Origin of the sequence: Azospirillum brasilense (assembly GCF_005222205.1) — a bacterium.
GTDB lineage: Bacteria > Pseudomonadota > Alphaproteobacteria > Azospirillales > Azospirillaceae > Azospirillum > Azospirillum brasilense_G.
On the sequence record NZ_CP032346.1, the window covers coordinates 587,473 to 614,351 of the forward strand.

The 26,879-nt window shown below is 70.1% G+C and carries 27 protein-coding genes; 7 read left to right on the forward strand and 20 right to left on the reverse strand.

Features of this window, described 5'->3' with window-relative positions:
- The first annotated feature begins 27 nt into the window (after nucleotides 1–27).
- Nucleotides 28–2,073 (forward strand): methyl-accepting chemotaxis protein, encoded by a 2,046-nt coding sequence (locus D3869_RS16760; protein ID WP_137141099.1) that lies wholly within the window; start codon nucleotides 28–30, stop codon nucleotides 2,071–2,073.
- Nucleotides 2,074–2,083: 10 nt separating this feature from the next.
- On the opposite strand, the gene D3869_RS16765 is transcribed toward D3869_RS16760, so the two are convergent.
- Complete coding sequence (locus D3869_RS16765; protein ID WP_137141100.1) at nucleotides 2,084–2,938, reverse strand: phytoene/squalene synthase family protein; 855 nt, start codon at nucleotides 2,936–2,938, stop codon at nucleotides 2,084–2,086.
- Between the two features lie 120 nt (nucleotides 2,939–3,058).
- Here D3869_RS16765 and D3869_RS16770 point away from each other — a divergent pair, with 120 nt between their 5' ends.
- From D3869_RS16770 to D3869_RS16785, 4 genes are all read left to right on the forward strand, one after another.
- Nucleotides 3,059–3,931: a squalene/phytoene synthase family protein gene (locus D3869_RS16770; protein ID WP_137141101.1), complete on the forward strand. Its 873-nt coding sequence runs from the start codon at nucleotides 3,059–3,061 to the stop codon at nucleotides 3,929–3,931.
- Nucleotides 3,932–3,970: 39 nt separating this feature from the next.
- Nucleotides 3,971–4,912, forward strand: coding sequence for a presqualene diphosphate synthase HpnD (gene hpnD, locus D3869_RS16775; RefSeq protein WP_137141102.1), 942 nt, complete (start codon nucleotides 3,971–3,973; stop codon nucleotides 4,910–4,912).
- 8 nt (nucleotides 4,913–4,920) lie between these two features.
- Nucleotides 4,921–6,231, forward strand: coding sequence for a hydroxysqualene dehydroxylase HpnE (gene hpnE / locus D3869_RS16780; protein WP_175426512.1), 1,311 nt, complete (start codon nucleotides 4,921–4,923; stop codon nucleotides 6,229–6,231).
- Nucleotides 6,232–6,299: 68 nt separating this feature from the next.
- Nucleotides 6,300–6,905 carry a superoxide dismutase gene (locus D3869_RS16785; RefSeq protein WP_014197280.1) on the forward strand — a complete coding sequence of 202 codons (606 nt, stop codon included), beginning with the start codon at nucleotides 6,300–6,302 and terminating at the stop codon, nucleotides 6,903–6,905.
- A gap of 88 nt (nucleotides 6,906–6,993) precedes the next feature.
- On the opposite strand, the gene D3869_RS16790 is transcribed toward D3869_RS16785, so the two are convergent.
- The 5 genes from D3869_RS16790 to D3869_RS16805 all read right to left on the reverse strand — a co-directional run bounded on the left by D3869_RS16790 (nucleotide 6,994) and on the right by D3869_RS16805 (nucleotide 11,238).
- Nucleotides 6,994–7,371, reverse strand: coding sequence for an Mth938-like domain-containing protein (locus tag D3869_RS16790; RefSeq protein WP_137141104.1), 378 nt, complete (start codon nucleotides 7,369–7,371; stop codon nucleotides 6,994–6,996).
- 42 nt (nucleotides 7,372–7,413) lie between these two features.
- Entirely contained in the window at nucleotides 7,414–8,367 is a 954-nt protein-coding gene (gene secF / locus D3869_RS33825) for a protein translocase subunit SecF (protein WP_247888530.1), read from the reverse strand.
- A 12-nt stretch (nucleotides 8,368–8,379) separates the two neighbouring features.
- On the reverse strand, nucleotides 8,380–9,978 hold the full coding sequence (gene secD / locus D3869_RS33830) for a protein translocase subunit SecD (RefSeq protein ID WP_247895892.1): 1,599 nt from the start codon (nucleotides 9,976–9,978) through the stop codon (nucleotides 8,380–8,382).
- Nucleotides 9,979–10,014: 36 nt separating this feature from the next.
- Nucleotides 10,015–10,386 carry a preprotein translocase subunit YajC gene (yajC, locus tag D3869_RS16800; protein ID WP_137141105.1) on the reverse strand — a complete coding sequence of 124 codons (372 nt, stop codon included), beginning with the start codon at nucleotides 10,384–10,386 and terminating at the stop codon, nucleotides 10,015–10,017.
- Nucleotides 10,387–10,497: 111 nt separating this feature from the next.
- Nucleotides 10,498–11,238: a hypothetical protein gene (locus D3869_RS16805; protein WP_137141106.1), complete on the reverse strand. Its 741-nt coding sequence runs from the start codon at nucleotides 11,236–11,238 to the stop codon at nucleotides 10,498–10,500.
- A gap of 138 nt (nucleotides 11,239–11,376) precedes the next feature.
- Between D3869_RS16805 and D3869_RS16810 the strand changes: the two genes are divergently transcribed.
- Nucleotides 11,377–12,234 carry an ATP-binding protein gene (locus D3869_RS16810; RefSeq protein ID WP_137141107.1) on the forward strand — a complete coding sequence of 286 codons (858 nt, stop codon included), beginning with the start codon at nucleotides 11,377–11,379 and terminating at the stop codon, nucleotides 12,232–12,234.
- Here the strand turns inward: D3869_RS16810 and D3869_RS16815 are convergent.
- The 4 genes from D3869_RS16815 to serS are packed head-to-tail and all read right to left on the reverse strand — an operon-like array spanning nucleotide 12,191 to nucleotide 16,251.
- The gene (locus D3869_RS16815; RefSeq protein ID WP_137141108.1) at nucleotides 12,191–13,495 is read right to left on the reverse strand and encodes a peptidoglycan DD-metalloendopeptidase family protein; all 1,305 of its coding nucleotides are present in this window, start codon (nucleotides 13,493–13,495) and stop codon (nucleotides 12,191–12,193) included. The genes D3869_RS16810 and D3869_RS16815 overlap by 44 nt on opposite strands.
- Before the next feature lie 26 nt (nucleotides 13,496–13,521).
- Nucleotides 13,522–14,175, reverse strand: coding sequence for a protein-L-isoaspartate(D-aspartate) O-methyltransferase (locus D3869_RS16820; RefSeq protein ID WP_137141109.1), 654 nt, complete (start codon nucleotides 14,173–14,175; stop codon nucleotides 13,522–13,524).
- A 28-nt stretch (nucleotides 14,176–14,203) separates the two neighbouring features.
- Nucleotides 14,204–14,986, reverse strand: a complete 783-nt coding sequence (gene surE / locus D3869_RS16825; RefSeq protein WP_137141110.1) for a 5'/3'-nucleotidase SurE — start codon at nucleotides 14,984–14,986, stop codon at nucleotides 14,204–14,206.
- On the reverse strand, nucleotides 14,986–16,251 hold the full coding sequence (gene serS / locus D3869_RS16830) for a serine--tRNA ligase (protein WP_137141111.1): 1,266 nt from the start codon (nucleotides 16,249–16,251) through the stop codon (nucleotides 14,986–14,988). The genes surE and serS overlap by 1 nt, the downstream gene beginning before the upstream one ends.
- Nucleotides 16,252–16,436: 185 nt before the next feature.
- Between serS and D3869_RS16835 the strand changes: the two genes are divergently transcribed.
- On the forward strand, nucleotides 16,437–17,600 hold the full coding sequence (locus D3869_RS16835; RefSeq protein ID WP_137141112.1) for a GGDEF domain-containing protein: 1,164 nt from the start codon (nucleotides 16,437–16,439) through the stop codon (nucleotides 17,598–17,600).
- A 13-nt stretch (nucleotides 17,601–17,613) separates the two neighbouring features.
- Here the strand turns inward: D3869_RS16835 and tatC are convergent, their stop codons facing one another.
- The 10 genes from tatC to argS all read right to left on the reverse strand — a co-directional run bounded on the left by tatC (nucleotide 17,614) and on the right by argS (nucleotide 26,828).
- Complete coding sequence (gene tatC / locus D3869_RS16840) at nucleotides 17,614–18,417, reverse strand: twin-arginine translocase subunit TatC (protein WP_137141113.1); 804 nt, start codon at nucleotides 18,415–18,417, stop codon at nucleotides 17,614–17,616.
- A gap of 22 nt (nucleotides 18,418–18,439) precedes the next feature.
- Nucleotides 18,440–18,979 (reverse strand): Sec-independent protein translocase protein TatB, encoded by a 540-nt coding sequence (gene tatB / locus D3869_RS16845; protein ID WP_137141114.1) that lies wholly within the window; start codon nucleotides 18,977–18,979, stop codon nucleotides 18,440–18,442.
- A 48-nt stretch (nucleotides 18,980–19,027) separates the two neighbouring features.
- Nucleotides 19,028–19,321: a twin-arginine translocase TatA/TatE family subunit gene (locus tag D3869_RS16850; RefSeq protein WP_137141115.1), complete on the reverse strand. Its 294-nt coding sequence runs from the start codon at nucleotides 19,319–19,321 to the stop codon at nucleotides 19,028–19,030.
- A gap of 100 nt (nucleotides 19,322–19,421) precedes the next feature.
- Entirely contained in the window at nucleotides 19,422–20,732 is a 1,311-nt protein-coding gene (locus tag D3869_RS16855) for an ABC transporter ATP-binding protein (RefSeq protein WP_137141116.1), read from the reverse strand.
- Nucleotides 20,733–20,840: 108 nt separating this feature from the next.
- Nucleotides 20,841–21,494 (reverse strand): SMC-Scp complex subunit ScpB, encoded by a 654-nt coding sequence (gene scpB / locus D3869_RS16860; RefSeq protein WP_137141117.1) that lies wholly within the window; start codon nucleotides 21,492–21,494, stop codon nucleotides 20,841–20,843.
- Nucleotides 21,491–22,297 carry a segregation and condensation protein A gene (locus D3869_RS16865; protein ID WP_137141118.1) on the reverse strand — a complete coding sequence of 269 codons (807 nt, stop codon included), beginning with the start codon at nucleotides 22,295–22,297 and terminating at the stop codon, nucleotides 21,491–21,493. Before D3869_RS16865 ends, scpB begins: the two co-directional genes overlap by 4 nt.
- 4 nt (nucleotides 22,298–22,301) lie before the next feature.
- Entirely contained in the window at nucleotides 22,302–22,988 is a 687-nt protein-coding gene (locus tag D3869_RS16870) for a site-2 protease family protein (RefSeq protein WP_137141119.1), read from the reverse strand.
- Nucleotides 22,989–23,042: 54 nt separating this feature from the next.
- Nucleotides 23,043–24,125 (reverse strand): beta-N-acetylhexosaminidase, encoded by a 1,083-nt coding sequence (gene nagZ / locus D3869_RS16875; RefSeq protein ID WP_137141120.1) that lies wholly within the window; start codon nucleotides 24,123–24,125, stop codon nucleotides 23,043–23,045.
- A complete protein-coding gene (locus tag D3869_RS16880) occupies nucleotides 24,097–25,071 on the reverse strand; it encodes an SPOR domain-containing protein (RefSeq protein ID WP_137141121.1) in 975 nt (324 codons plus the stop codon). Before D3869_RS16880 ends, nagZ begins: the two co-directional genes overlap by 29 nt.
- Nucleotides 25,068–26,828 (reverse strand): arginine--tRNA ligase, encoded by a 1,761-nt coding sequence (argS, locus tag D3869_RS16885; RefSeq protein WP_137141122.1) that lies wholly within the window; start codon nucleotides 26,826–26,828, stop codon nucleotides 25,068–25,070. Before argS ends, D3869_RS16880 begins: the two co-directional genes overlap by 4 nt.
- Nucleotides 26,829–26,879: the final 51 nt, after the last annotated feature.

Genomic DNA, 26,879 nt, shown 5'->3' on the forward strand with positions numbered 1-26,879 from the left:
CAAACAAAATCATTGGTTGCCAAACAGGTGATCGTCATCGTGACGGTGACGATCTTTTCCCTGGCGGTGGGAATTGCGGCCCTGACCACCAAGAGCGGGTCGGACATCGAAACCCTGGCGTTCCAGAGCGGGGAGCAGCTTGGCCACCGCTACGGCGAGATGGTCCACGCCCGGTTGGGCAACGCGATGGAAGCCGCTCGCTTCATCGCGACCTCCCTGGTCGGCCTGAAGGCCGCGGGGCGGGGCGACCGGGAGCAGCTCTCCACCTGGCTCAAGAGCATCGCCGAGGCCAACCCCGATTTCCTCGGCGTGTGGGTGGGGATGGAGCCGAACGCCCTGGACGGCCGCGACGCGGAGTTCGCCAACAAGCCGGGCTCCGACGCCTCCGGCCGGTTCCTCCCTTATTGGAACCGCGGGTCGGGGACGGTCGCGCTGGAATCCCTCGTCGGCTATGACGATCCGGGCTCCGACGGCGCCTATTATCAGATCCCCAAGCGCACCGGGAAGGCCATGGTGGTGGAGCCCTACAGCTACATGGTCTCCGGCCGGAAGGTGCTGATGGTGTCCATGTCCGTCCCGATCGTCGAAAACGGCCGGGTCATCGGAGTGGCCGGCGTCGATCTGTCCACCGACGGCATCTGGTCCATGCTGAAGACGGTGAAGCCCTTCGACAGCGGGTCCATCCACCTGATTTCCAACGACGGCGTCTGGGCCGGTCATCCCGATACCGAGCGGATGGGGCAACCGATCGGCTCCTCGGACCCGGCGCTCGACGCCGCCAAACCGGCCATCCGCGCGGGCCGGAGCTTCGAGCAGAGGTCGGTCGCCGATGGGCAACCCGTAAAGCAGCTGTTCCTGCCGGTGACGGTCGCGGGAACGGACACGCCCTGGTCGCTGCTGGTCAACCTGCCGCTCGACAAGATCAACGCCCCGGTCCGGGACCTGCGCAACGCCACCATAATCGGCGGGCTGGTCCTGCTGGCCGCCCTGGTGTCAGCGCTTCTGTTCGCCAGCCGCAGCATCGTCGGCCTGCCGCTGCGTCGCACCATCGCGACGCTGGACGCCGTGGTCGCCGGGGAGCGCGGCGTGGTCATCGGCGACACCGGCCGCACCGACGAAATCGGCGCCATCAACAAGGCCCTGAAGCTCTTCCAGGACAACGCAACCCGGATGGCGGAGCTTGAGGAGGAGCGCCGCCGCGAGGAGGAGCGCGCCGCCGAGCGCCGCAGGCACGACCTCGCCGACGTCGCCAGCCGCTTCGAGGCGTCGGTGGGCGGCGTCGTGCGCAACGTGTCGGACCAGGCCGGCGCGATGCGCAGCACCGCGCAGAACCTGTCGGCCATCGCCACCCAGACCGACCGTCAGGCCGCCGCCGTGTCCACCGCCGCCGAGGAGGCCAGCCAGAACGTCCAGACGGTGGCCGCCGCCGCGGAGGAGCTGAGCTGCTCCATCCGCGAGATCAACGAACGGATCGGCCGCTCCTCCCAGATGGCCGCCGAGGCGGTCGCCGAGGTGGAGCGCACCAACGCCACGCTGGAAGGACTGTCCGCCGCCGCGCAGAAGATCGGCGACGTGGTGAACCTCATCCAGGGCATCGCCGGCCAGACCAACCTGTTGGCGCTCAACGCGACCATCGAGGCGGCCCGCGCGGGCGAGGCCGGCAAGGGCTTCGCCGTCGTCGCCAGCGAGGTGAAGAATCTCGCCAACCAGACCGCCAAGGCGACCGAGGACATCTCCCGGCAGATCGCCGACATGCAGACGGTCAGCGGCACGGTGGTCAGCGTCATCGGGACGGTGGGGCGGAGCATCATCGCCATCAACGAGACGATCACCGCCATCGCCGCCGCCGCGGAGCAGCAGGGCGCCGCCACCCAGGAGATCAGCCGCAACGTCCAGCAGGCGTCGATGGGAACCGCCGCCGTGTCGGCGAACATCGGCGGCGTCACCCAGGCGGCGGGATCCACCGGCTCGATGGCCGATCAGGCGCTCGACGCCGCCGGCGACCTGTCGCGTGAAGCCGACCAGCTCCGCCAGGAGGTGGAGCGGTTCGTGGCGATGATCCGCGCCGCCTGACCCGGAGGGGTCAGAACCTGCCGCGCAGCGCCGCCCAGGCCAGCTTGGCGTGGCGCAGCGGGTGGGGCATCAGAACGCGCGGGGCGAAGGGATCGTTGTCCTCCCGCGCCAGCGCGTCCAGATGCAGCCCGGCCAGCACCGCCGGCAGCAGGGCCGACAGGGCGGCGCGCGGCACCGAGCGGCGGAGCGCGCGGGCCTTCGCCAGATGCTCGCGGGCGGCCTCCGCCACCTCGCGCGCCACGGGGCGCAGCTCGGGGGTGGAGCGCAGCTCGAACAGGTCTCCCTGCTTGGCGCCGTGCGCCGCCATGCGGTCGGCCGGGAGAAGTTGGCGGTGCTGGCGGGCGTGGAAGGGCACCGCCCGGACGATGCCGGCCAGCGCGTAGCCGATCCCGGCCTGACGCCCGGCCTCCATCGCCTCGGGCCCCTTCGCGCCGAGGATCTCCAGCGCGAGCTGGACGAGCGGCGCGCCGGTGACCTCGGCGTAGTTGACGAGGCAGGACAGGTTGGCCGGCGGGGTGTCGTCCAGGTCGGCCTCCCGCGCGTCGATCAGCCGGTCGAACAGGGCGCGGCTCAGCCCGCCCTCCCGCACGGCGGCGGCCAGCGGCTCCATCACCGCGTGCTTGGGCACGGCGGCGCCCTCATAGACCTTGTCCAGCCCGTCGCGCCAGAATTGCAGCCGCATCTGGCCCAGAACCGGCTCGGTCACGACCTCGCGGGTCTTGGCGATCTCCAGGTTGAAGGCGTAGAGGGCGAACAGCGATTCGCGGCGCTCCGCCGGGGCGAAAAGGCATGTCAGGAAACGGTCGTTGTCATATTTCCTCACCTCCCGTCCGCAATAGGACAGGTCGGGGGTCGCCTTCGCCATGTGATGCCTGTTCTGGAAAAATGGGGGTGGCACAGTTTGGAAGCGGGGCAAAGCCCGCTCGCGCCTTATATTAGGCACACAGGCTCTCCACACCAGCCCCGACGCGCAGCAGGCGGAACAATGGCCGATTTCAACATCGCCCCCACCAAGCCCCGCAAACCCAGCCCGGTCGCCCGCAAGGACGCGGACTCGGAGAATTTTCCGGTCGCCTCGCGCCTGCTGCCGAAGCATCTCAGGCCGCATGTCATGGCCTTCTACCGGTTCGTCCGGCTGGGCGACGACATCGCCGACGATCCCGATCTCGAGCCGGAGACCAAGCTCGCCTATCTGGAGGCGCTGGAACGCTCGCTGACCACCGGGCAGGCCAAGCACGCCTATCTGAAGCCGGCGCTGGACCTGCGCGCCAGCCTGCAGGCGACCGGCGTCAGCGACCGCCACCCCCGGCAGGTGCTCCGCGCCTTCCGGCGCGACGCGGTCGGGGCGCGCTGCCACAGCTGGAGCGACCTGCTGCTCTACTGCCGCTTCTCCGCCAACCCGGTCGGGCGCTACCTGCTGGACCTGCACGGCGAGGGCGTGGCCGCCGGCCCGGCATCCGACGCGCTGTGCACCGCCCTGCAGGTGCTGAACCACCTCCAGGACTGCCGGGAGGACTGGAGCCAGCTCGGGCGCTGCTACATTCCGCTGGTCTGGTTCGACGATTCGGCGATCAGCGTCGAGCGGCTGGTCGAGACGGAGAGCGACGCCAAGCTGCGCGCCATCTTCGACCGCACGCTGGAGCACACCGACCGCCTGCTGGAGCGCGCCGCCCCCCTGCCCGGCCTGATCCAGCACCGCGGGCTGCGGATGGAGGCGTCGGTGATCCTCAGCCTCGCCGAGTCGCTGGCGCAGCGGCTGCGCAGCCGCGACCCGCTGAAGAAGCGGGTGGTGCTCGGCGCGCATCACAAGCTGTTCGCGACCGCACGCGGGCTGGCGCGCGCCATCGGGAGCAAATAGACTCCGCCTCCTTCGACCGACACCACACAGGACCGACGTATGCCGCAGCCATCGCTGGACTCGACGCAGAGCGACACCGCCGGCAGCCCGGCTGCCGCGGCGGCGGCGGTGACCGGACGGTCGGGCAGCACTTTCTACTGGCCGATGCTGCTTCTCCCCCGCTCCAAGCGGGCGGCGATGTTCGCCATCTACGCCTTCTGCCGGCGAATCGACGACATTGCGGACGAGCCCGGAGACCCCGTGGAGAAGCGCGCGGCGCTCGACGCCTGGAGGACCGAGATCCGCGGCCTCTACGCCGGCGGCGCGCCGTCCAGCTCGCTGGGAGCGGCGCTGAAGGGCGCCATCGAACGCTACGGCCTGCCGCGCGGCGAGCTGGAAGCGTTGATCGACGGCATGGCGATGGACATCCCGGCGGACGACGGCAATGGGCCGGGGCCGGGCGACAGCGGGGGCATGACCGGCCCGGCGCTGCCGACCCTGCGGCTCTATTGCCGCCGCGTTGCCGGCGCGGTGGGCATGCTGGCGATCCGCGTGTTCGACCGTGCCGACGCCTCCACCGAAGCCTTCGCCCTGGCGCTGGGCGAGGCGTTGCAGTTGACCAACATCCTGCGCGACCTGACGGAGGACGCCGAAATCGGGCGCCTCTACCTGCCGCGCGAATTGCTCGACGAGGCCGGCATCGGCAGTTCCGACCCCGCCACGGTGCTCGCCCACCCCAACCTGCCGCAAACCTGCGAGGCGCTGGCCGTGCTGGCCGAGGAACGCTTCGCCGAGGCCCGCCGCGCTCTGGCCGAGGGGCAGGCCGCCGGACGGCGCGGCTCGCTGTGGGCGGCGGTCGCCATGATGGTGCTGTACCACCGGCTGCTGGTGCGGCTGCGCGCCCGGGGCTGGCGCGATCTCGACCGGCGGGTGCGGGTCGGCAAGCGCGAATGCGCCCTGGTGGCCGTGCGCTGCGCGCTCGGCTATCCGCCCGCCGCCTGACGGGCGTCTTGGGCACCGTCCACATCGTCGGCGCCGGCCTCGCCGGCCTGTCCGCCGCCGTCCGCCTGACCGAGGCCGGGCGGCGGGTCATTCTGCATGAGAGCGCGCCGCAGGCCGGGGGACGCTGCCGCTCCTTTTACGACGCCGCGCTGGACCGCGTGGTGGACAACGGCAGCCACTTGGCGCTCAGCGGCAACCGCTCCCTGCTCGGCTATCTGGAGCGGGTCGGCGCCGGCGGCGCCCTGACCGAGTTGCGCCCCGCCGCCTTTCCCTTCCTCGACCTCAACAGCGGTGAACGCTGGTGCCTGCGGCCCGGCGGGCTGTGGTTGTTCGACAAGGCGCGCCGCGTGCCGGGAAGCCGCCCCGCCGATTACCTCGCCGCCCTGCGGACCCTGACCGCCGGTCCTGCCGCGGCGGTGGCCGACGCCCTGCCCCCCGGCGGCCCGCTCTATGAGCGGCTGTGGCGGCCGCTGGCGGTGGCGGTGATGAACGGGGCGCCGGAGCGGGTGTCCGCCCGCCTGTTCGGAGCCGTGCTGCGGGAAACGCTGCTGCGCGGCGAGGCCGCCTGCCGCCCCCTGTTCGCGGAGAAGGGCCTGTCCGCCGCCCTGGTCGATCCGGCGGTGGCGTGGCTGAACCGGCACGGCGCCGACCTGCGCACCGGCGCGCGGGTGGACGGGCTGGAGCGCGCGGGTGATCGCGTGGACGCCCTGTCGGTGGATGGGGAGCGCATCGCGCTTGGCGGGGACGATGCGGTGATCCTGGCGGTGCCGGCCTGGATCGCCGGGCGCCTGATTCCCGAGACCGTGCCGGTCCCCGCCGCCGGCCGGGCCATCGTCAACGCCCACTTCCGCCTGCCCGCCGCGCTGGAGCTGCCGAGCGGCCTGCCCTTCCTCGGGCTGGTGGGCGGCACGGCGGACTGGCTGTTCCGGCGCGGCGATGTGCTGTCGGTGACGGTCAGCGACGCCGACGCGCTCGCTGGTCAGGCCGTCGAAGCGGTCGCCGCCGTCCTGTGGCACGACGTGGCGAAGGCATTGGGCACGCCCGACATGACCCTGCCGCCCCACCGAATCGTCAAGGAGCGCCGGGCGACTCCGGACCAGTCCCCTGTCCATGCGGCGAATCGCCCCGGCGTCCGAACCGCTTTGAAAAACCTCGTCCTGGCTGGCGATTGGACGAAAATGGGGCTTCCGGCGACACTCGAAGGTGCGGTTCGTTCCGGCGAGTTCGCCGCGCGGGCTGTTCTGGACACAAGGATTACCACCTTTTCGCGCCTCGGCCTTTTTCCAGCCTTCACTTTGCCGCGCCGCGGGCCTATTTGAGCGGACGGAGGTGCCGTGCCGCAAGGCGCGGGCCGAGATGGGACAATCCAAGAAGAGAGGGTAACTCAATGGCGTTCGAACTGCCGCCGCTCCCGTATGGCTATGATGCTCTGCAGCCGTTCATGTCGTCGGAGACGCTGCACCTGCACCACGACAAGCACCACCAGACCTACGTCACCAACCTGAACAACCTGACGAAGGACAGCCCGCTGGCCGACGCCAGCCTGGAAGACGTCATCAAGCAGAGCTACGGCGACGCCTCCAAGCAGGGCCTGTTCAACAACGCCGGTCAGGTGTGGAACCACACCTTCTACTGGCAGAGCATGAAGAAGAACGGTGGCGGCGCCATCCCGGGCGAGCTCGAGAAGCGCCTGATCGCCGACTTCGGCAGCGTCGACAAGTTCAAGGAAGAGTTCTCGAACGCCGCCATCACCCAGTTCGGCTCGGGCTGGGCGTGGCTGTACATCGACGGCGGCAAGCTGAAGGTCACCAAGACCTCCAACGCCGACACCCCGCTGGCCCAGGGCCACTTCCCGCTGCTGACCGCCGACGTGTGGGAGCACGCCTACTACGTCGACTACCAGAACCGCCGCGCGGACTTCGTGAAGGCGTTCCTGGAGAGCCTGGTGAACTGGGAGTTCGTGGCCGAGCGCCTGTCGAAGGCCCCGGCCTGATCCCTTATCGGATCGCCAGAACGGAAAAGGCCCCCGATCCGGGGGCCTTTTTTCGTTTGGTCATTCGGTGCGAAGCGCACGAGCCGGATCACACCGGCAGCAGCGCCGCCCCCACCCGCCGGCCTTCGGCCAGCAGGACGTTGTAGGTGCGGCAGGCGGCGCCGGTGTCCATCACCTCGACCACCAGCCCGGCGTCGCGCAGGCTCTGGCGCAGGGCCTTGGGCAGAAGCTGCATCCGGGTGCCGGCGCCGAGCAGCAGGAACTCCACCCGCGGCTCCGCCTCGATGACCGGGGCGAAGTCCTCCGCCGTCAGGGCGGCGAAGTCCTGGGGGCGCCAGGGCTCCGTGCGGTCGGGAAGCACCACGACCGCCCCGGTGCGCCATTGCCCGGACACGCAGAACTGCCCTTCCCCGTAACCGTCGATGACCTGCCGGTCCGACGGGATGATCGGCGTGATGTCCGCCATCTCTTGTCCGTTTCCTGTTCTCGCCGGTCCGTGCTTGGTCGATCAGGGCGTCGGGTTGGCGGCCGGCGCCGCGTTTTCCGCCGGCGCGTTGCGGCGCAGCCGGTTCTCGCCCAGGAACAGCAAGATGGGGGCGGCGATGAAGATGGACGAGGAGGTCGCCAGGAAAATGCCGAAGATCAGCACGATGCCGAAGTCCTGCAGCGCCTCGCCGCCGAAGAAAGCCAGCGGCAGGATCGACAGCAGAGTCGACATGGAGGTGCCCAGCGTGCGGTTCAGCGTCTCGTTGATCGAGCGGTCGATCAGCTCGCGCAGCGGCATCTTCTTGTAGATGCGCAGATTCTCGCGCATGCGGTCATAAACCACGACCTTGTCGTTGGTCGAATAGCCCATGATCGTCAGGATCGCGGCGATGGCCGTCAGGTTGAACTGCATTCCTGTGATCGCGTAGAAGCCGACCACCTTCGTCACGTCCAGCAGCAGCGTCACGATGGCGCCGAAGCCGAACTGCCATTCGAAGCGGAACCAGATGTAGACGAGCATCGCCAGCAGCGCGAGGCCGAGCGCCAGCATGCCGTTGAAGAACAGCTCGCCGCTGACCGAGGCCCCGACCGCCTCGACGCGGCGCACGGTGGTGCCGGGAATCTCCTGGGCGAGCGTGGCCCTCACCTTGTCGGCGGCCACCTGCTGGGCCGCGTCGTCGCCCGGCTGGCGCTCCAGCCGGATCAGCACGTCCTGGGGCGAGCCGAACTCCTGCAACGCCACCTGGCCCATGTTGAGCTGGGTCAGCGTGTGGCGCAGCGAGGCGAAGTCGGCGGCCTGCGGCGTGCGCGCCTCGATGACGATGCCGCCGCGGAAGTCGATGCCGTAGTTCAGGCCGGGATAGAAGAACAGCACCACCGACGCGATCGACAGGAACGCCGACACGATCAGGCCGGCGTGTCGCCCGCGCATGAACTGGATGTTGGTGTTGTCAGGGACCAGACGAAGCCGGAACATGGGAATGACCTCTTACACCGGCAGGGCGGCCGGCCGCGTCTTGCGCAGCCAACTGACCATCATGAGACGCACGAGCACGGTGGCCGTGAACAGCGAAATCAGGATGCCGAAGGTGATGGTGACGGCGAAGCCCTTGATCGCGCCGGTGCCCAGCACGAACAGGATGGCCATCTTGATGGCGGTGGTCAGGTTGGCGTCCACGATGGTGGAGTAGGCGCGGCTGAAGCCGGCCTCGACCGAGCCGAAGACGCCGCGGCCCTTCTTCGTTTCCTCGCGGATGCGCTCGTTGATCAGGATGTTGGCGTCGACCGCCAGACCGAGCGACAGCAGGACGCCGGCGATGCCCGGCAGCGTCAGAGTCGCCTGGAGCAAGGACAGCGCGGCCAGCGTCAGGACGGTGTTGACCAGCAGGGCGAAGCAGGCGAAGGCCCCGAACAGGCCGTAGGCGGCGATCATGTAGGCGCAGACCAGCACGAAGCCGATGCCCACCGACATCAGGCCGGCGCGGATCGAATCGGCGCCGAGGTCGGGGCCGACCGTGCGCTCCTCGATCACCTTCAGCGGGGCCGGAAGCGCGCCGGCGCGCAGCAGGACGGCGAGGTCGTTGGCGTCGGCGGCGGTGAAGCTTCCGCTGATCTGGCCGCGTCCGCCGGTGATCGGCTCGCGGATCACCGGCGCGCTGATGACCTTGTTGTCGAGCACGATGGCGAAGGGCCGGCCGACGTTGGCGCGGGTCACATCGGCGAAGCGGCGGGCGCCGATGCTGTCGAATTCGAAATTGACCACCCACTCGCCGGTCTGCGGGTTGCTGCCCGCGGTGGCGTTGGTCAGGTTGGCGCCGTCCACCTCGACCTTCTTGCGGATGACGTAGGCGCTCTGCGCCCGCCCGCCTTCGGCCGAGGGCAGAATGTCGGTGCCCGGAGGGGCGCGGCCGGCGCTCGGGTCGGCGTTCATGTCAACCAGGCGGAAGGTCATCTTCGCGGTGGTGCCGAGCAGCCGCTTCACGCGGTCGGGGTCCTCGACGCCGGGAAGCTGGACGAGGATGCGGTCGGCGCCCTGGCGGGCGATGGTCGGCTCGTTGACTCCGGTCTCGTCGATGCGGCGGCGCACGATCTCGATGGACTGTTCGATGGCCTGGGTGGCGCGCTCGCGCAGCGCGATCTCGCTCAGCCGGGCGGTGACGCTGCCTCCGTTGGCGGTGACCTCCAGGTCGGGCTGGCCGCCGCCGAGCGGTCCGCCGCCGATGGTGTTGGCGAGCTGGCGCAGCGCCCGCACCGCCGTGTCGGCCTGCGCCGGATCGCGGAGCTGCACGGTGATGCCGCGGTCGCCCGGGTTGATCGCCGTGTAGCCGACATTGTCGTTGCGGAGCTGGGTGCGCGCCGAATCGACCAGACCTTCGACGCGGTCACGGATGACCGCGCCCATGTCCACTTCGAGCAGCAGGTGAGACCCGCCGCGCAGATCGAGGCCGAGATTGACCCGGCTGTGCGCGTACCAGCTCGGCAGGGCCGACAACGTCTCGCGGCTGAAAAAATTCGGCAGCGTGAGGATGGTCCCGAGCACGCAGATCGCGACGATCAGAAAAATCTTCCAGCGCGGAAAATACAGCATTCGTAAACCAGTCCCGTTCGCTACCGGAGAACCGCGTTACTTGCGGTCCGCAACCTTTTCTTCAGCCTTATCGTCGGCGCTCTTGGCCGGCTCGGACTTCGACAGCACGAGATTCACGGTGGAGCGCATGACGCGGACGCGGACGTTCTCGGCGATCTCGACCTGAAGCTCGTCCTCCGGCCCGACCTTGGTGACGGTGCCGATGATGCCGCCGCCGGTCACCACGCGGTCGCCGCGACGGATGGCCTCCAGCATGCCCTTGTGTTCCTTCATCTTCTTCTGCTGCGGACGGATCAGCAGGAAATAGAAGACGACGAAGATCAGGATCAGCGGCAGGAACTGCACGATCATGTCGGCCCCACCGGCGGCGGGCGCGGCGGTCTGTGCATAGGCCGTCGAAACGAACATCTGGAGGCTCCCTGTGGTTTGGTTCCGAAGGCGCAGCGGGCGCTCGCGGACGCGGCGACTATAACGGTCCGGGCCGTCGATGCAATGGAATAGGGGTACGCCCGCCGGGCTTCAAGGGCCGCGGCTGTCCATCACGGCAAAGAGAAGCAGGAAGCGGCGCGTGCAGGGCGCCACGACCGGCTCCACGCCGTGGAAGGAACGGTCGGACGGCGCGTAGGCCAGCAGATGGTTCGGCAGGAAGGGCGCGGTGCCGGCCAGTTCGAAATCCTCGCGCGGGAACCGCTCCGTCGAGCGCCCGGCGTTGGCGGTGAAGGACGCGTCGCGGGGCCGGTACAGCGCCGTCCCGAGATCGGGGCGGCCGCCGTCCGCCGGCATGTAGAGCAGCATGGACAGGAAGGTGCCGAACACGTCGGTGTGGGGCAGCATGGCGTGGCCCGCATGGTCCTCGACCAGCCGCGCGTAGACCGTCGCCGGCCGGGCCGCCACGGGGGTCTCCAGCTTGGCGGCGAGCGAGGGGAAGCGCGGGGCGAGGCGCTTCAGCGTCTCCGGCCCGAACAGGGAATCGCGGACCTCCCGCCAGACCGCACCGGCCTCCGGCTCCATGTCCCTCAGGTTGCGGTCGCTCAGCACCATCTGATAGCGCTGGGGAAGCGTGTCCATTTGCAGGAGGGCCAGCGCCTCGAACCGCGGCCATTGGGCGACGGCGCGCGCGTAGAGGTCCGCCGGCAGGGCGTCCGGCACCACCAGATGCGGGAAGGGGTCCGCGCGAAGGGGCGTCTCCTCCAGCCGCCTCAGGACGTGTTCGGCGCTCCCCGCCGGGTTGGGGAGATCGGCGGAACGTTCTGCGTGCATGGCCGGCCCTCGGTTCGCGTTGCACGCACCTTAGCGGCGCGCACCCCTCCCCCGCAAGCGCGGCGCCTTGTCCGGCGGCGCACCGGCGGGTTAGGGTCGGCGCAACGAAACCGGAAGAAACGCCTGCGAAGGAACACCATGTCGGACGCCCAGCTGCTGCCCCTCCTCACCCGCATCGCCGAGGCCCTGGAACGGCTCGCCCCGCCGCCGCCGGGCCGGCTCGACCTCGGCGGCGCCGACGCCTTCGTCTGGCACGCCGATCCCGACCGGCTGGAGCCGGTGCCCACCGTCAACCGGGTTGAGATCGACCTGCTGCGTGGCGTCGAGCGCCAGCGCGACATCCTGCTGGACAACACCACCCGCTTCGCCACCGGTCTGCCCGCCAACAACGCCCTGCTCTGGGGATCGCGCGGCATGGGCAAAAGCTCGCTGGTCAAGTCGGTGCACGCCGCGGTGGCGCAGGACCATCCCGGCACGCTGGCGCTGGTGGAGATCCATCGCGAGGACATCCCCACCCTGCCCCGCCTGCTCGCCCGGCTGAAGGACGAGCCGCGCCGCTTCATCCTGTTCTGCGACGACCTGTCCTTCGACCATGACGACGCGCACTACAAGTCGCTCAAGGCCGTTCTGGAGGGCGGGATCGAGGGGCGCCCGGAAAATGTGGTGTTCTACGCCACCTCGAACCGCCGCCACCTGATGCCGCGCGACATGATCGAGAACGAACGCTCCACCGCCATCAACCCGGCGGAGGCGGTCGAGGAGAAGGTGTCGCTGTCCGACCGCTTCGGCCTGTGGCTGGGCTTCCACAACTGCGACCAGCCGACCTACTTCGCGATGATCGAGGGCTACGCCGCCCGCTTCGGGCTGGACATCCCGGCGGAGCAGCTGCGGGCCGAGGCCGTGGAATGGTCGGTGACCCGCGGCAGCCGCTCCGGCCGGGTGGCCTGGCAGTTCATCCAGGACCTGGCTGGCCGTCTGGAGAAGCCCCTTCGCTGACCCGCGGCTCCATGCGGTCGCGCGGATCGACCGCCTGGCTGCCCTTGCGCAGTTCGAAGTGAAGCTGCGGGCTCGTCACCGATCCGGTCTGGCCGACCGTGCCGATGGCCTGCCCGCGTTTCACCGCCACGCCCCGCTCGACGTCGATGCGGTCGAGATGGGCGTAGGCGGTGATGAAGCCGTCCGAATGCTTCACCAGCAGCAGGTTGCCGAAGCCGCGCAGTTCGTTGCCGGCATAGGCGACGATGCCGTTGTCGGCGGCGACCACCGTCGTTCCCTTGGCAGCGGCGATGTTCAGGCCGTCGTTGTGCAGACCGTCCGGCTTCGGCCCGAAGGTCGAGATCACCTTCCCCTTCACCGGCCAGAGCAGCCGCCCGGTGGCGCGCTGCGGCGTCGCCTCCTCGACCGCCTTCGGCGGGGGTGGGGGCGGAGCGGCGGCCACCTCCTGGGCGGGTGCCGGCGGCGGAGGCGGGACCGGAGCGGCCTCGACGACGCGCGGCGCGGGTGCCGGTTCGGGAACGGCGGGCTTCTGACCGGGCGGGCGCAGCGAGGTCGGGGCCTGCCCAGGCTGATAGACGGGCGCTCCGGCCGCCACCTCCGGCGCGACGGCCGGCTTGGAGCCGGGCACCGGGGCGAGGACGGTGGCGGTCTGTGACGGGGACTCCACCGGCGCCCTTTCCACCGGCGCCGGCGCGGAGGCACCCGGAGGCGGCAGTTCCGCCGCCTGGATGGAGCCGCGCGACACCTGCTTGACCGGCGCCGAGGCGACCACGCCGCCAACGGCCGCTCCCGCGCTGGAGGACGGCGCCTGGGCCACCGCGGTGCCGCCCGGCGCGTCGCCACCGCCGCCCGGGCCGCCCGGCAGACGCAGCGGCTGTCCGGCCTGCACCGCGTAGGGCGCGGTCAGGCCGTTGAGGCGGGTCAGCTCGCTCATGTCCGCGCTGAACATGCGGGAGATGCCATAGAGCGTGTCGCCGCGCTGCACGATGTACTGGCGCGACACCGGCAGGACAAGGCGCTGCCCGACCTGCAACTGGTAGGGCGGCGACAGGTGGTTGACCTCCAGCAGGTCGCGCAGCGGCACGTTGTAGCGCCGCGACAGCGAATAGGCGGAGTCCCCGCGCTGCACGATGACGGCGCCTCCGATCGAATCCGGGGTGTTGGACACCGAGGTGACGGGCGCCAGATCGCCGGTGCGCTGCTGGCAGGCGGCGAGCAGCGGGATCACCGCCAGCGCCGCGACGAGGGCGCGTCCTGTCACGCCGAATGGCACGCCGAACGGGCCGGCTATTCCGCTCCTGGCGGAGACGGAGGGTCGGACAGCAACGGTACGAAGCGGACGGGCCACAAGTCCTCCCGTGTAAGACCGGTTTCGGTCCGCCGGATGCGGACGACCCGCTGGCCGCGGTAGTCGCCCCCCAGCGGGATGACCATGACACCACCAACGGCGAGCTGATCCGTCAAGTCCTTTGGCGCATCGGGGCCTCCGGCGGCCGTGACCAGTATGCGCTCGAACGGCGCCTGTTCGGGCCAGCCCTTCGTCCCGTCGCCGTGGCGGGTCGTGATGTTGTTCAGGCGCAGCGCCTGGAATCGCGCCTCCGCCTCGGTCAGCAGCGGGCGCAGCCGCTCGACGGTGTAGACCCGCCGGCACAGCCGCGACAAAACAGCCGCCTGATAGCCGGAGCCGGTGCCGATCTCCAGCACCGTCTGCCGCTCCCCCAGCTCCAGCGCCTGGGTCATCAGCGCCACGATCAGCGGCTGGCTGATGGTCTGGCCGAGGTCGATGGGAAGCGCCGTGTCCTCCCACGCCTGATCCTGGAAGGGGTCGGGGACGAAGCGCTCGCGCGGGATCCGCTCGATCGCGGCCAGAACCCGGGTGTCGGTCACGCCGTTGCGGCGCAACGCCATCAAAAGCCGGATCTTGCGTGCCTCGACCGTCACATCCTACCCATTCACCTCGGAAACGATGTCACTCGAACGCGTGCCGCAGGGTCTGGAGCGTCGGCGTGTGCGTCAGGTCCAGATAGACCGGCGTTACCGAAATACCGCCGTGGAAGACCACATGGATGTCGGTGTCGGGCGCCACGTCGGCCTCGCCGCGCAGCGTCCCGATCCAGATATAGGGCTTGCCGCGCGGATCGACACGCTCCACCAGCTCGTCGCCGATTTTGCGCTTGCCGTGGCGGACGACCTGGATGCCGGTGACCCGATCCGCCGGACAGGCGGGGAAGTTCACGTTGAGCAGGACGTATTTCGGCCAGGGCGTGGAGACGGCCTTGCGGATGACCTCCGCCCCCCAGCGCTCCGCCGCCGACCAGTCGATCTGGGCACGGTTCTCGTAATGCTGGCTGAGCGCGATGGCCGGGACGCCCAGCAGGGTCGCCTCCATGGCCGCCGCGATGGTGCCCGAATAGGTCACGTCCTCGCCGATGTTGGAGCCCTGGTTGACGCCGGACAGGACCAGCGTCGGACGGGCGTCCTTCATGATGTGGTTGACGGCCAGCAGGACGCAGTCGGTCGGCGTGCCGTCCACCGTGTAGCGCCGCTCGTCCAGCTGGCGCAGGCGCAGCGGCCGGTTGATGGTCAGCGAGTGGCTGGCCGCCGACTGCTCCATCTCCGGAGCCACCACCCAAACGTCGTCGGAGAGGGAGCGGGCGATGGCCTCCAGAACCTTCAGGCCCGGCGCGTGGATGCCGTCGTCGTTGGTGACGAGGATGCGGGCGTTCGACAGGTCGAGCGGGTGATCAAACATCAGGCGGTGATCCTTTCCAGCCCGCGCATGTAGGGCCGGAGCGCTTCGGGAACCAGGATGGAGCCGTCGGGCTGCTGGTAATTCTCCAGCACCGCGATCAGGCAGCGCCCGACCGCCACGCCCGAGCCGTTCAGCGTGTGGACGAACTGCGTCTGCTTCTCGCCCTTCGGACGGCAGCGCGCCTTCATGCGGCGGGCCTGGAAGTCGCCGCAGTTCGAGCAGCTCGAAATCTCGCGGTACATGTTCTGGCCGGGCAGCCAGACCTCGATGTCGTAGGTCTTGCGCGCGGAGAAGCCCATGTCGCCGGTGCACAGCGTCACCACGCGGTAGGGCAACCCCAGCCGCTGAAGGATGGTCTCGGCGCACTGGGTCATGCGCTGGTGCTCGGCCTCGGACTGATCCGGGGTGGTGACGCTGACCATCTCCACCTTCCAGAACTGGTGCTGGCGGATCATGCCGCGGGTGTCGCGCCCCGCCGAGCCGGCCTCGGCGCGGAAGCAGGGGGTCAGCGCGGTGTAGCGGTGGGGCAGCTCCTCCGTCGCCACGATCTGGTCGTTGACGAGGTTGGTCAGCGGCACTTCCGAGGTCGGGATCAGATAGTGATCGCCCGTGCGGAACAGGTCCTCCTCGAACTTCGGAAGCTGGCCGGTGCCGAACAGGGCGTTGTCGCGAACCATCAGCGGCGGCGCGATCTCGGTGTAGCCGTGCTCGCCGGTGTGGATGTCCAGCATGAAGTCGGCGAGCGCGCGCTCCAGCCGGGCCAGCCCGCCCTTCAGCACCGTGAAGCGGGCGCCGGACATGCGCGACGCCGCCTCGAAATCCATCAGGCCCAGCGCTTCGCCCAGCTCGAAATGCTGCTTGGCGTCCGCGATGGCCTTGGGCTCGCCCCAACGGCGGATCTCGACGTTGGCGCTCTCGTCCGGCCCTTCCGGCACGTCATCGGCGGGCAGGTTCGGGATGGAGGCGAGCAGCCCGTCCAGCTCGGCGCCCAGCGCCTTCTCCTCCTCCTCGACCTGGGGCAGCCGCTCCTTGAGCTGCGCCATCTCGTCCATCAGCGGCTGGGCGTCGCGGCCCTCCCGCTTGGCGAGGCCGATCTCCTTGGCCGCCTCGTTGCGGCGCGCCTGCATCTCCTGCAGCTGGGTCTGCGCGGCGCGGCGACGGGAATCGAGGTCCAGCACCGTCGGCGACATCGGCTCAAGGCCCCGGCGGGCGAGGCCGCGGTCGAAGGATTCGGGGTTCTCACGGATGGCGCGAAGGTCGTGCATGGCTCACGGCGATACGGAATGGGTGGGAGGCTGGTTATAGTCCGCCGCCGGGTGAAGGTCCAGAGGCGGAGCCCCGCCGATGGGAAAGACCCTGAAATGATTGGTGTCCTATACTTATCGGTGGCGTCGGGAACGCGAATGCGTGCAGAACCCCGGAATCGACCGCTGCCCTCCCCACTCCGGACATGATCCTCGACACCCGCACCCTCGTCATCGTCCTGGTGGGCATCGGCGTTCTGCTGTCCATCGCCGCCTTCCTGACCTGGAGGGCGCACCGCCACATCACCGCGCTGGCCTATTGGGCCGGGGGAGCGCTGGTCGGCACCGTCGGGATGGCCATGGTCACCGCCTACGGGGTCTGGCCGCCCGCCGCCGTCGTGCCGCTGAGCAACGCCCTGGTGGCCGCCACCTACATCCTGAACTGGTTCGGCGTGCGCAGCTTCGCCGGACGGTCCATCCCCTGGCGCTTCGGGACGGCGCTGCTCGCCGTCTTGACCGCGGGCATCGCGTGGTTCGTGGTGGCAACCAACGACGTGACGGCGCGCGTCCTGATCATGTCCGCCGGAATCACCGGCCTGTCGCTGCTGGCGGCCCTGGAACTGTGGTGGACGGGGCCGGCGGACCGGCCGCGGCGGGCGCAACGGGTCACCGCCCTGGTTTTCCTGGCCCACGCTCTGTTCGTGGCCGGGCGCGCCGTGCTGACCGCCTGGGGTGGGCCATTGGACAGCATCCTGACACCCAACTTTGTGCAAAGCGCCGGGTTCCTGGAGGCCATCCTGGCGGTCACCGGCTGGGGCTTCGGCTTCCTCGCCATGACCAGCGAGAAGCTTCAGGCCGATCTGGACCGCATCGGCACCATTGACCCGCTGACCGGCGCCTACAACCGCCGTGCCTTCCTGAAGCACGCCGAGCGGGAGTTGTTGCGGGCGCAACGCAACGGGGCGCCGCTGACCCTGCTGCTGCTCGATCTCGACCGCTTCAAGCGGGTCAACGACACCTTCGGCCATCTGGCCGGGGACGCGCTTCTCCGCCTCTTCTCCGAGACGGTCACGGCACGGCTGCGCCGCACCGACCTGTTCGGACGCTATGGCGGGGAGGAATTCTGCCTGCTGCTTCCCGACACCGACCGCACCGGGGCGGCAACGCTGGCGGAGGCGCTGCGCCGCGACGTGGCGGCGCGGCCGCTGCCCTTCCAGGGCCACGAGATCGCCGCCAGCGTCAGCATCGGCATCGCCGCCTGCCGCAGCGGCGAGGACCTCGACGCGGCGCTGGCGGCCGCCGACCTGGCCCTCTACCGGGCCAAGCGGAACGGCCGCAATCAGGTGATGGTCGACGAAGCGACGGCGTAAGGCGCAAGGGGCCTTACGCCTGCTCCGCTTCCGTCTCGTCGGCGTCGCCGCGCGTCTTCTCGATGCGGCGGCCGATCAGGATCGACACCTCGTAGAGCGCCAGCAGCGGGATGGCGAGGCCGACCTGGCTGATGACGTCCGGCGGGGTCAGGATCGCCGCGACGATGAAGACGAAGACGATGGCGTAGCGCCGCTTGGCGGCCAGGGTCTCGGTCGTCAGCAGCCCGGCGCGGATCAGCAGGGTCAGCAGGACCGGAAGCTGGAAGGCCAGACCGAAGGCGAAGATGAGGTGCATCACGAGGCCGAGATACTCGCTGACGCGGGCCTCGAACTCGATCGGCAAAGCGCTGGCGTCCATGCCCGGGTGGAACTCGAACCCCAGGAAGAAGCGCCAGGCCAGCGGGAAGATGAAGTAGTAGACCATCGCCCCGCCCAGGAAGAACAGGATGGGGGTGGCCACCAGGAAGGGCAGGAAGGCCTTGCGCTCGTGCTTGTAGAGGCCGGGCGCGACGAACATCCAGATCTGGCTGGCGACGATGGGGAAGGACAGGAAGCAGCCGGCCCAGAAGGCCACCTTCACATAGGTGAAGAAGGCTTCGGTCAGGCCGGTGTAGATCATCCGCCGCCCCTGCCCGGCCAGGATGTCGGCCAGGGGCTGGACGAGGAAGTTGTAGATGCGGTCCGAGAAGGCGTAGCAGACGAAGAAGGCGACGATGATCGCCAGCGTTGCGTACATCAGCCGGTTGCGCAGCTCGACCAGATGGTCGATCAGCGGCATCTTGCTTTCTTCGAGCTCGTCGTCGGTATCGCCGGTCATGCGCGTTTCGCCGGACACTGGGTCACGCCTGCTTGTTCGTGGTTGCCGCCGCAGCGGAGTCGGCGGAGGCCGGGACCGGCGGCTGGGCCGGGGCCGGGACGAACTCCGCGGGCGGGGCCGGAGGAAGCGGGGCCGTGACCGGAGGCTCGGTCGCCGGCTGCGGCTGGGCCGCCGTCACCTGCGGCGAGCCGACGGGCGGCACCGGGGAAACGACCGTCGAGGCCGGGCCGTCTTCCGGCGGGCTGCCGGGATGGCCGCCGTTGGCCCCGATGTCGGCCGCCACATCGAAGGCGCCCTTCAGCTCCCCCTTCGGATCGATCGTGTTCTCGACCATCTTCTGGAGGTTCGTGTCGCGGACCTTCAGGGCTTCCTTGCGGAGCTCGTCGAGCTCCGCCTCGCGCATCATGTCGTCGATGTGGCCCTGAAAGTCGCGCGCGACGAGGCGCGCCTTCTTCACCCATTTTCCCAGGGTGTAGATGGCCTTGGGCAGGTCCTTCGGGCCGATCACCACGAGGGCGATGACCGCGATGACCATCAGTTCCGACCATGCGATGTCGAACATGGCTCCTCAGCCTTTCGAAGCGGCGCGGGGATGGGCGGCGCCGGACGGTCAGGTGCGGGCCGTCTCGTCCTTCTTCACGCCGGGGTCGGCAGCGGGCGGAACCGGGGCGGGCGGAACCGGATGGACCGAGGACACCGGCTGGGCCGGCGGGACGGGCTGGTTCGGCAGGACCTTGGAGTCGGCGCCGGGAGCAGCACCCTCTTCCTCGTCCTTCAGGCCGGCCTTGAAGTTCTTGATGCCCTTGGCGAGGTCGCCCATGACCTTCGGCAGCTTGCCGGCGCCGAACAGGAGCAGGACGATCAGAAGGACGATGACCCAATGCCAGACGCTGGAGAATCCCATGACACACGTTTCCTGAACAGGCAGCCCAATGGCGGGGCGGCACTATGGCAGAAAGGTTCCCCTCCCGCAACGATCGGTCGGGTGAAACCGCTCAAACGACTTAAGTGGGTGCACCGGCTGGAAAAACGAAGGCCTGACACAGGTCCATGCACACCGAAACGTGACTTTGTTCGGGGGGCAGGAACTGGCCGGGCATGCGGGAGTGCAGATGCACAGACCCGCCCTTCCCGTCCGGCACGTCGAGGTGGACGAGGCTGGTGCGGCCGAGCAGGCGCGCCGCCATCACCCGCGCCAGGACCGGCAGGTCGCCGGCGGGAACCGTGGCGGCGGGCTGGGCGGACAGCTTCAGCGCCTCCGGGCGGATCAGCACGTCGACGGCGGTGCCGTCGGCGATCTCCGTGGGGATCGGGCCGACCGGCGTGTCCACCGCCCCACCCTGCACGACGCCCGCCAACCGGTTGACCTCGCCGAAGAACTCGGCGGCGAAGGCGTTGACCGGGCGGGTGTAGAGGTCCACCGGGTTGCCGACCTGAACGACCTTGCCGGCGCGCATCAGCGCGATGCGGTCGGCCAGGAACATGGCCTCCTCCGGGTCGTGGGTGACCAGCATGGTGGCCGCGCCGTTCTGCTTCAGCACATGCAGCGTCTCATCGCGCACCTGCTCGCGCAGCCGGGCGTCCAGGCCCGAGAAGGGCTCGTCGAGGAGCAGCACCGCCGGGTTGGGGGCGAGCGCGCGGGCGAGCGCCACGCGCTGCTGCTGTCCGCCGGAGAGGTGGTGCGGGAAGGAATCGGCGTAGCCGGCCATGCCGACCTGCCCCAGCGTCTCCAGCGCGCGCTTGCGCTGCGCCTCGCCGGACAGGGCGGTCAGGCCGAAGCGCACGTTGTCGAGCACCGACAGGTGCGGGAACAGCGCGTAATCCTGGAAGACGAGGCCGACACCGCGGCGTTCCGGCGGCACCGCGCCGCGCTCGTCCGCCACCACCGTGCCACCGATCCGGACGGAGCCGGTCTGCACCGGCTCCAGCCCCGCGGCGATGCGCAACAGCGAGGACTTGCCGCAGCCCGACGGACCGCACAGGCAGACGATCTCCCCCGCCCCGATGGTCACGCTGACGTCGTCGACGGCGACGACGCGCCCGTAGCGGTGGGTGACGGCGTCCAGCGCCAGGGCCTCCACCGCGATGGCAGCGCCGCCGCCCTGCGGACCGAAGGCGTCGAGATGCCGCCCGTTGGTCGGGAGCGTCACGGGCGCGGCCTCGCAGGGGGCGCCCTGCCGCGGGTCGGTCCCACGGCCGAACAGGGCCGACGCCTTGTCGCGCAGCGCGGTGCGCAGGCCGGCCGGCCGGGGTTCGGAAACGGCGTCTCCGGTCGCGGAGAAAGAACGGGCGTCGGTGACGGACGGACGATCCATGGCGGTCCCAGTCTGAAGCGGCCCGGGGGTCGTTTGATGGCGGTCGATTGACCTTAGTACCGGTGCGCCGACCCTGATGCAAATGGTTCTTATTTTCGAGCGTTTCGCTCAGGTATCGGAATCGTCAGTGTTTTCCGATGGTTCCGCGTCCTCCAGCCCGGCCCCGCCGATGCCCAGCAGCACCGGCCGCGAATCGAGCAGGCCGGCGGCGCGCAGATCCTCGACGCCCGGTAGGTCGCGCAGCGTCTCCAGGCCGAAATGGTCGAGGAAATGGTCGGTGGTGATCCAGGTCAGCGGGCGCCCCGGCGTCTCGCGGCGGCGGCCCGGCCGGATCCAGCCGTTCTCCATCAGGATGTCCAGCGTGCCCTTGCTGGTCGCCACGCCGCGGATCGCCTCGATCTCCGCGCGGGTCACCGGCTGGTGGTAGGCGATGATCGCCAGCGTCTCGATGGCGGCGCGGGACAGCTTCTTGGAAACCTCCTCCTCCGGCCGCAGCAGCGGGGCGAGGTCCACCGCCGTGCGGAAGGACCAGCCGGCGCCGGTGCGGATCAGGTTCACCCCGCGCGCCGCGTAATGGACGCGCAGTTCCTCCAGCAGCGCCCGCACGTCGGCGTCGCGGGTCAGCCGCCTTCCCAGCGTCTCCTCGTCCAGCGGGTCTGCTGAGGCGAACAGCAAAGCTTCCAGCAGGCGCAGATCGCGCAACCGCTGCTCGACCTCCTCCGGATTCTCGATTTCCTGGATCATGCCGTCGGGTCCGCTCATTCCTCGTCGCCCTGCTCATGCCGGCGCGATGCCCGGCGGACGTAGATGGGGGAAAAGGCACCGTCCTGGCGAAGCTCCACACGGCCCGCCTTGGCCAGCTCCAGCGTCGCCGCGAAATGGGCGGCCAGCGCCGAGCGGGTCAGCAGCCCGCCGCGCACGCCGTCCGGCAGGAAACTCGACAGGGTGGCCCAGTCCGGCATGCGGCCCAGCAGCTCGGACAGGCGGCGCACCGCGTCCTCCAGTGAATAGAGGCGCACCGGCTCGATGTGCAGGACGCCGCCCTCCTGCCGCTTCTTGTGCTCGCCGTAGGCCTTCAGCAGGTCGTAGAGCGTCACCTGGAAGACCGACTTGCGCAGGATGTCGAGGTCCTCCGGAGCGCCGCGGGCGAAGCGGTCCACCCCGAGCTGCGGGCGGGCGAACAGTTTGGCCGCCGCCCCCTTCATCGCCTCCAGCCGCTGGAGCTGGAAGGCCAGCGCCGCCGCCATGTCCTCGCCCGAGGGCTCCTCGTCCTCGACCTCCGGGATCAGCAGGCGGGACTTCAGGTAGGCCAGCCACGCCGCCATGACGAGATAGTCCGCCGCCAGCTCCAGCCGCACCTTCCGCGCCTCGGCGATGAAGGCGAGATACTGGTCGGCGAGCTGGAGGATGGAGATCTTCGTCAGGTCCACCTTCTGCTCGCGCCCCAGCGCCAGCAGCATGTCGAGCGGCCCTTCGAACCCGTCCAGGACGAGGACGAGCTGTTCCGCCGGGGTGACGGCCTCGGGGGCCTCGTCCTCGTGATCCGGGAGATTCCTGCCGACCATGCCGTCAGTTGCCGCTGAGGATGCGGATCAGCTCGATCATGTAATCGACCGGCGGGCCGAGGACCCAGGAGAAGACGCTGAGGTCCATGCCAAGCTCCCGCCCGATGAAGGGCAGCAGGAAGAAGGCGCCGATCAGGATCAGCATGCCGTACTTCTCCAGCCGGGCCAGGGGGAAGGCCAGCGCGTCGGGCAGGATGCCGACCGCCACGCGCCCGCCGTCAAGCGGCGGCAGCGGGATCATGTTGAAGACCATCAGCACGACGTTGACGAGGACCGACACCTCAAGCGCGGCGCGGACCCACAGCTCAGTCGCCCCGCCCTGCGGGCTGGTGAAGCCCCAGATGATCGCGGAGACCAGCGCCAGGACGAAATTCACCCCCGGCCCGGCCAGCGCCACCCACACCATGTCGCGGCGCGGGTGGTGCAGACGCCCGAAATTCACCGGGACCGGCTTGGCCCAGCCGAAGACGAAGCCGGTGGTGAAGTACATCACCGCCGGCAGAACCACCGTGCCCAGGGGGTCGATGTGGCGGATCGGGTTCAGGGTCACCCGGCCCAGCCGCCACGCCGTGTCGTCGCCGCGCCACATCGCCACGAAGCCGTGCGCCGCCTCGTGCATCGTGATGGCGAGGATCGCGGGGATGGCGACCGCAAAGATCATCGGTATGCGGTCGATAAGACCTTCCAGCACGCGCATCTCTCCCGTTGCGCCCCCCGGAGTCGCCGGGGAAGCCTGAGCATGGCTCTAAACCTGGGGAGTTCCCAGCAATTCCGCCAGACGCGCCCGCAGGTCGTCGGCGTCCACCGGCTGCGCCGGCCCGCGCAGCGCCTCCGCCCGCGCCCAGCGTCGGACGGCCTCCCCGCTCATCGCCGGGACGCCCTCGGCCACCGCCACCATCTCCTCCATCGCGCCGTTGCAATGGAGCACGACGTCCAGCCCGGCCACCAGGACCGCTTCCGCGCGGCCGCGCATGCCGCCGGCCAGCGCGCCCATCGACAGGTCGTCGCTGAACAGCAGCCCGCCGAAGCCGATGGGGGCGCCGCGCACGACGTCGCGCACCACGATTGCCGACGTGCTGGCGGGCTGGTCCGGATCGATGGCCTTCAGCACCACATGGGCGACCATGCCCAGCGGCATGTCGGCCAGGGCGCGGAAAGGCGCGAAGTCGGTGGCCTCCAGCGCCGCGCGCGGGGCGTCCACCACCGGCAGCTCTGCGTGGCTGTCGGTAAAGGCCCGGCCATGGCCGGGCAGATGCTTGACCACCGGCAGCACGCCGCCGGCCATCAGCCCCTCGCAGGTCGCCCGCGCCAGATCGGCCACGCGGGCCGGATCGCCGCAGAAGGCGCGGTCGCCGATGATGTCGTGGGCGCCCTCCACCGGCACGTCGCAGACCGGGGCGCAATCCACCGTCACGCCGCAATCGGCCAGCATCAGCGCCAGCAGCCGGGCGTTGATCCGGGCGGCCTCCCGCCCGGCGGCGATGTCGCGGGCGGCGAGATCGCCGAAGGCGCGCATCGCCGGAAAGGCCGGCCAGTGCGGCGGGCGCATGCGGGCGACCCGTCCCCCCTCCTGGTCGATCAGCACGGGGGCGTCGGCGCGGCCCACCGCCGCGCGCATCTCCGCCACCAGCGCGCGGACCTGCTCCGGCGTGTCGCAGTTGCGCCGGAACAGGATGAAGCCCAGCGGATCGGCGTCGCGGAAGAAGGCGCGCTCGTCCGCGGTCAAGGCGGTGCCGGCGGCGCCGAACACCACCGCACGATGGGGTCCGGACGCGTTTCGGGCGTTCGGCAGAACCGGATCAGGGACGGACAACCACACACCCCACATTCTGGGACTTGAGCTGGGCGCAGACCGACTTGGCGCGCTCCTCGTCGAGGCCGACGCCCTGGATGCGGTAGAAGATGCCCTTCTCGCCCAGATCGGCCTTGGCCACCTGCATGGACAGACCGCCGAGCGCCGCGCCGTAGCGGCTGGTCAGGCGCTTCCATTCCGTCGAGGCCTCGGCCTCGCTGCGCACCGCGGCAAGCTGGACGCGCCAGTTCCCACCGCCCGACGCCTTGGCCGGAGCGGGCGCCGGTTGCGGAGCCGGGGCGGCGGCCACCGGCGGCGCGGGCTGCGGCTTGGGCGCCGCGGCCGGCGGAGCCTGGGGCGGCGTCTGGGCCTGCGGCGGAGCCGGCACCGGCTTGGCCGCGGGCGGCGGGGCCGCCTTGGGGGCCGGGGCCGCCGGTGCCGGGGCCGCCGGTGCCGGGGCCGGAAGCGCGGCGACAGCGGGCGGCGGGGCCGGAGAAGCGGCCGGCGGCGGGGGCGCGGCCCCCTCCCCGTCCTGGCGCGGCACCGTGGTGGTGGAGCCCGGCGGGGGCGGCGGCAGCTGGGCCACCGCGGGCGCCTCCGGCAGGGTCGGCGACGGCGGCACCTGGGGGGCCACGACCGGCCGCGGCAGCGGCTCCTCCGGCGGCGGCAGCAGGCGCTCGATCTGCGATTTCGACCCGCGGTCGTTCAGCCGCTCGTAGACCAGCTTGTCCTGGTGCGGCACTTCCATGCCGCCGGGCTGCTCCGGACGGGCCTTGGTCGGCGCGCTGTCGGCCATCAGCAGCGGCGGACCGCCGTCCGGCGTGCTCTGCCCCTTGCCGCTGTAGACCACGACGATCGCGCCGGCGAAGGCAACGATGCCGACCACGGCCAGACCGAGGCCGAGCAGACCGCGCCGACCTCCCCGCTGCGGCGGCGTGCCGTAGGGATCGCTGGCGTGGTTGACATCGCCCTCGTACCTCATGACCGCATTTCCTCCACCGGCTCGACGCCCATCACGGCGAGGCCGGAGGCGATCACCGTGGCGACCGCGCTGACCAGCGCCAGACGGGCCACCGTCACCTCCTCGTCGCCGTCGATCAGGAAGCGCAGGCTGGTGTCGTCGCGGCCCTTGTTCCACAGCGCGTGGAAGTCGCTGGCGAGGTCGTACAGGTAGAAGGCCACGCGGTGCGGCTCATGCGCCTCGGCGGCGGACTCGACCAGGCGCGGCCAGGTCGCCATGCGCTTGGCCAGCGCCATCTCCTCCTCGCTGTCGAGACGGGCGAGGTTGGCCTTGGCGGCCAGGGCCGCCAGCGACAGGTCGGCCCCCGGCAGCGCCGTCGCGGCGTGGCGCAGGACCGAGCGGCAGCGGGCGTGGGCGTACTGCACGTAGAAGACCGGGTTGTCCTTCGACTGCTCGACGACCTTGGCAAAGTCGAAGTCCAGCGTCTGGTCGTTGCGGCGGGTCAGCATGATGAAGCGAACGACGTCGCGGCCGACCTCCTCGATCACGTCGCGCAGCGTCACGAAGGTGCCGGCGCGCTTGGACATCTTCACCGGCTCGCCGTTCTTCATCAGATGGACGAGCTGGCACAGCTTCACGTCCAGCGACGCCTTGCCCTCGGTGATCGCCGTGGTCGCCGCCTGCATGCGCTTGACGTAGCCGCCATGGTCGGCGCCCCACACGTCGATCTGCAGGTCGAAGCCGCGGCGGTGCTTGTCGTAGTGATAGGCGATGTCGTTGGAGAAGTAGGTGAAGGACCCGTCCGACTTCTTCAGCGGGCGGTCGACGTCATCGCCGAAGTCGGTGGACTTGAACAGGGTCTGCGGGCGCGGCTCCCAGTCGTCGGGCTTCTTGCCCTTCGGCGGCTCCAGCACGCCGACATAGATCAGGCCGCGGTCCTCCAGCGCCTTCAGCGCCGTGTCCACCGCCCCGGCCTTCACGAGCGCGCGCTCGGAGCTGTAGACGTCCATGTGGACGCCGAGGACGCCGAGGTCCTCCTTGATCCATTCCATGATCGTGGCGATGGCGAAGTCGCGGCAGGCCGGCAGCCAGTCGGCCTCGTCCGCCCCGACCCACTTGTTGCCGTCGCGCTCGGCCAGGGCCTGCCCGACCTCCTTCAGATACTCGCCCGGATAGAGGCCCGCCGGAATCTCGCCGATGTCCTCGCCCAGCGCCTCGCGGTAGCGCAGGAAGGTGGAGCGGCCCAGCACGTCGACCTGGGCGCCGGCGTCGTTGATGTAATATTCACGGGCGACGGCGTAGCCGGCCTTCTCGAGCAGCGCGGCCAGCGCGTCGCCGAAGACGGCGCCGCGGCCATGGGCCGCGTGCAGCGGGCCGGTGGGGTTGGCCGACACGTATTCGACGTTCACCGGGCGCTGACCGCCCAGCGTGCTCTCGCCATAGGCGGTGCCGGTGGTCAGCACGTCGCGGATGCGGTCGCGCCAGACATCGGCCGTCAGGCGCAGGTTCACGAAGCCCGGACCGGCGATCTCGGCGCTCGCCACGTCGGGGCGGGTCTTCAGCTTCGCCACCAACAGCTCGGCCAGCGCGCGGGGCGGCTTGCCCGCCGGCTTGGCCAGGATCATCGCCGCGTTGGTCGACAGGTCGCCGTGCGCCGCCTCGCGCGGCGGCTCCACCGTCAGGCGCGCGGTGTCGAGCCCCGCCGGGATCTGGCCCTCGGCGGCCAGCTCGTCCAGCAGCTTGCGGATGTCGTTCTCGAAGACCTTGAAGATGTTCATCGTTTCAATTCTTGCTTTAGGTCTGGGCTGGCTGGGTCTTAGCCGTTCTGT

What these genes read in the sequence shown, in the direction of transcription:
- surE (WP_137141110.1), bottom strand. Translation starts at nt 14,986, where the DNA reads ATGTTTGATCACCCGCTCGACCTGTCGAACGCCCGCATCCTCGTCACC.
- nagZ (WP_137141120.1), bottom strand. Translation starts at nt 24,125, where the DNA reads ATGTGGGGTGTGTGGTTGTCCGTCCCTGATCCGGTTCTGCCGAACGCC.
- serS (WP_137141111.1), bottom strand. Translation starts at nt 16,251, where the DNA reads ATGCACGACCTTCGCGCCATCCGTGAGAACCCCGAATCCTTCGACCGC.
- D3869_RS16790 (WP_137141104.1), bottom strand. Translation starts at nt 7,371, where the DNA reads ATGGCGGACATCACGCCGATCATCCCGTCGGACCGGCAGGTCATCGAC.
- tatC (WP_137141113.1), bottom strand. Translation starts at nt 18,417, where the DNA reads ATGACCGGCGATACCGACGACGAGCTCGAAGAAAGCAAGATGCCGCTG.
- D3869_RS16765 (WP_137141100.1), bottom strand. Translation starts at nt 2,938, where the DNA reads ATGGCGAAGGCGACCCCCGACCTGTCCTATTGCGGACGGGAGGTGAGG.
- yajC (WP_137141105.1), bottom strand. Translation starts at nt 10,386, where the DNA reads ATGTTCGTTTCGACGGCCTATGCACAGACCGCCGCGCCCGCCGCCGGT.
- D3869_RS16880 (WP_137141121.1), bottom strand. Translation starts at nt 25,071, where the DNA reads ATGAGGTACGAGGGCGATGTCAACCACGCCAGCGATCCCTACGGCACG.
- scpB (WP_137141117.1), bottom strand. Translation starts at nt 21,494, where the DNA reads ATGAGCGGACCCGACGGCATGATCCAGGAAATCGAGAATCCGGAGGAG.
- D3869_RS16810 (WP_137141107.1), top strand. Translation starts at nt 11,377, where the DNA reads ATGTCGGACGCCCAGCTGCTGCCCCTCCTCACCCGCATCGCCGAGGCC.
- D3869_RS16770 (WP_137141101.1), top strand. Translation starts at nt 3,059, where the DNA reads ATGGCCGATTTCAACATCGCCCCCACCAAGCCCCGCAAACCCAGCCCG.
- secD (WP_247895892.1), bottom strand. Translation starts at nt 9,978, where the DNA reads ATGCTGTATTTTCCGCGCTGGAAGATTTTTCTGATCGTCGCGATCTGC.
- argS (WP_137141122.1), bottom strand. Translation starts at nt 26,828, where the DNA reads ATGAACATCTTCAAGGTCTTCGAGAACGACATCCGCAAGCTGCTGGAC.
- hpnD (WP_137141102.1), top strand. Translation starts at nt 3,971, where the DNA reads ATGCCGCAGCCATCGCTGGACTCGACGCAGAGCGACACCGCCGGCAGC.
- D3869_RS16855 (WP_137141116.1), bottom strand. Translation starts at nt 20,732, where the DNA reads ATGGATCGTCCGTCCGTCACCGACGCCCGTTCTTTCTCCGCGACCGGA.
- D3869_RS16785 (WP_014197280.1), top strand. Translation starts at nt 6,300, where the DNA reads ATGGCGTTCGAACTGCCGCCGCTCCCGTATGGCTATGATGCTCTGCAG.
- D3869_RS16835 (WP_137141112.1), top strand. Translation starts at nt 16,437, where the DNA reads ATGATCCTCGACACCCGCACCCTCGTCATCGTCCTGGTGGGCATCGGC.
- D3869_RS16850 (WP_137141115.1), bottom strand. Translation starts at nt 19,321, where the DNA reads ATGGGATTCTCCAGCGTCTGGCATTGGGTCATCGTCCTTCTGATCGTC.
- secF (WP_247888530.1), bottom strand. Translation starts at nt 8,367, where the DNA reads ATGTTCCGGCTTCGTCTGGTCCCTGACAACACCAACATCCAGTTCATG.
- D3869_RS16805 (WP_137141106.1), bottom strand. Translation starts at nt 11,238, where the DNA reads ATGCACGCAGAACGTTCCGCCGATCTCCCCAACCCGGCGGGGAGCGCC.
- D3869_RS16865 (WP_137141118.1), bottom strand. Translation starts at nt 22,297, where the DNA reads ATGGTCGGCAGGAATCTCCCGGATCACGAGGACGAGGCCCCCGAGGCC.
- tatB (WP_137141114.1), bottom strand. Translation starts at nt 18,979, where the DNA reads ATGTTCGACATCGCATGGTCGGAACTGATGGTCATCGCGGTCATCGCC.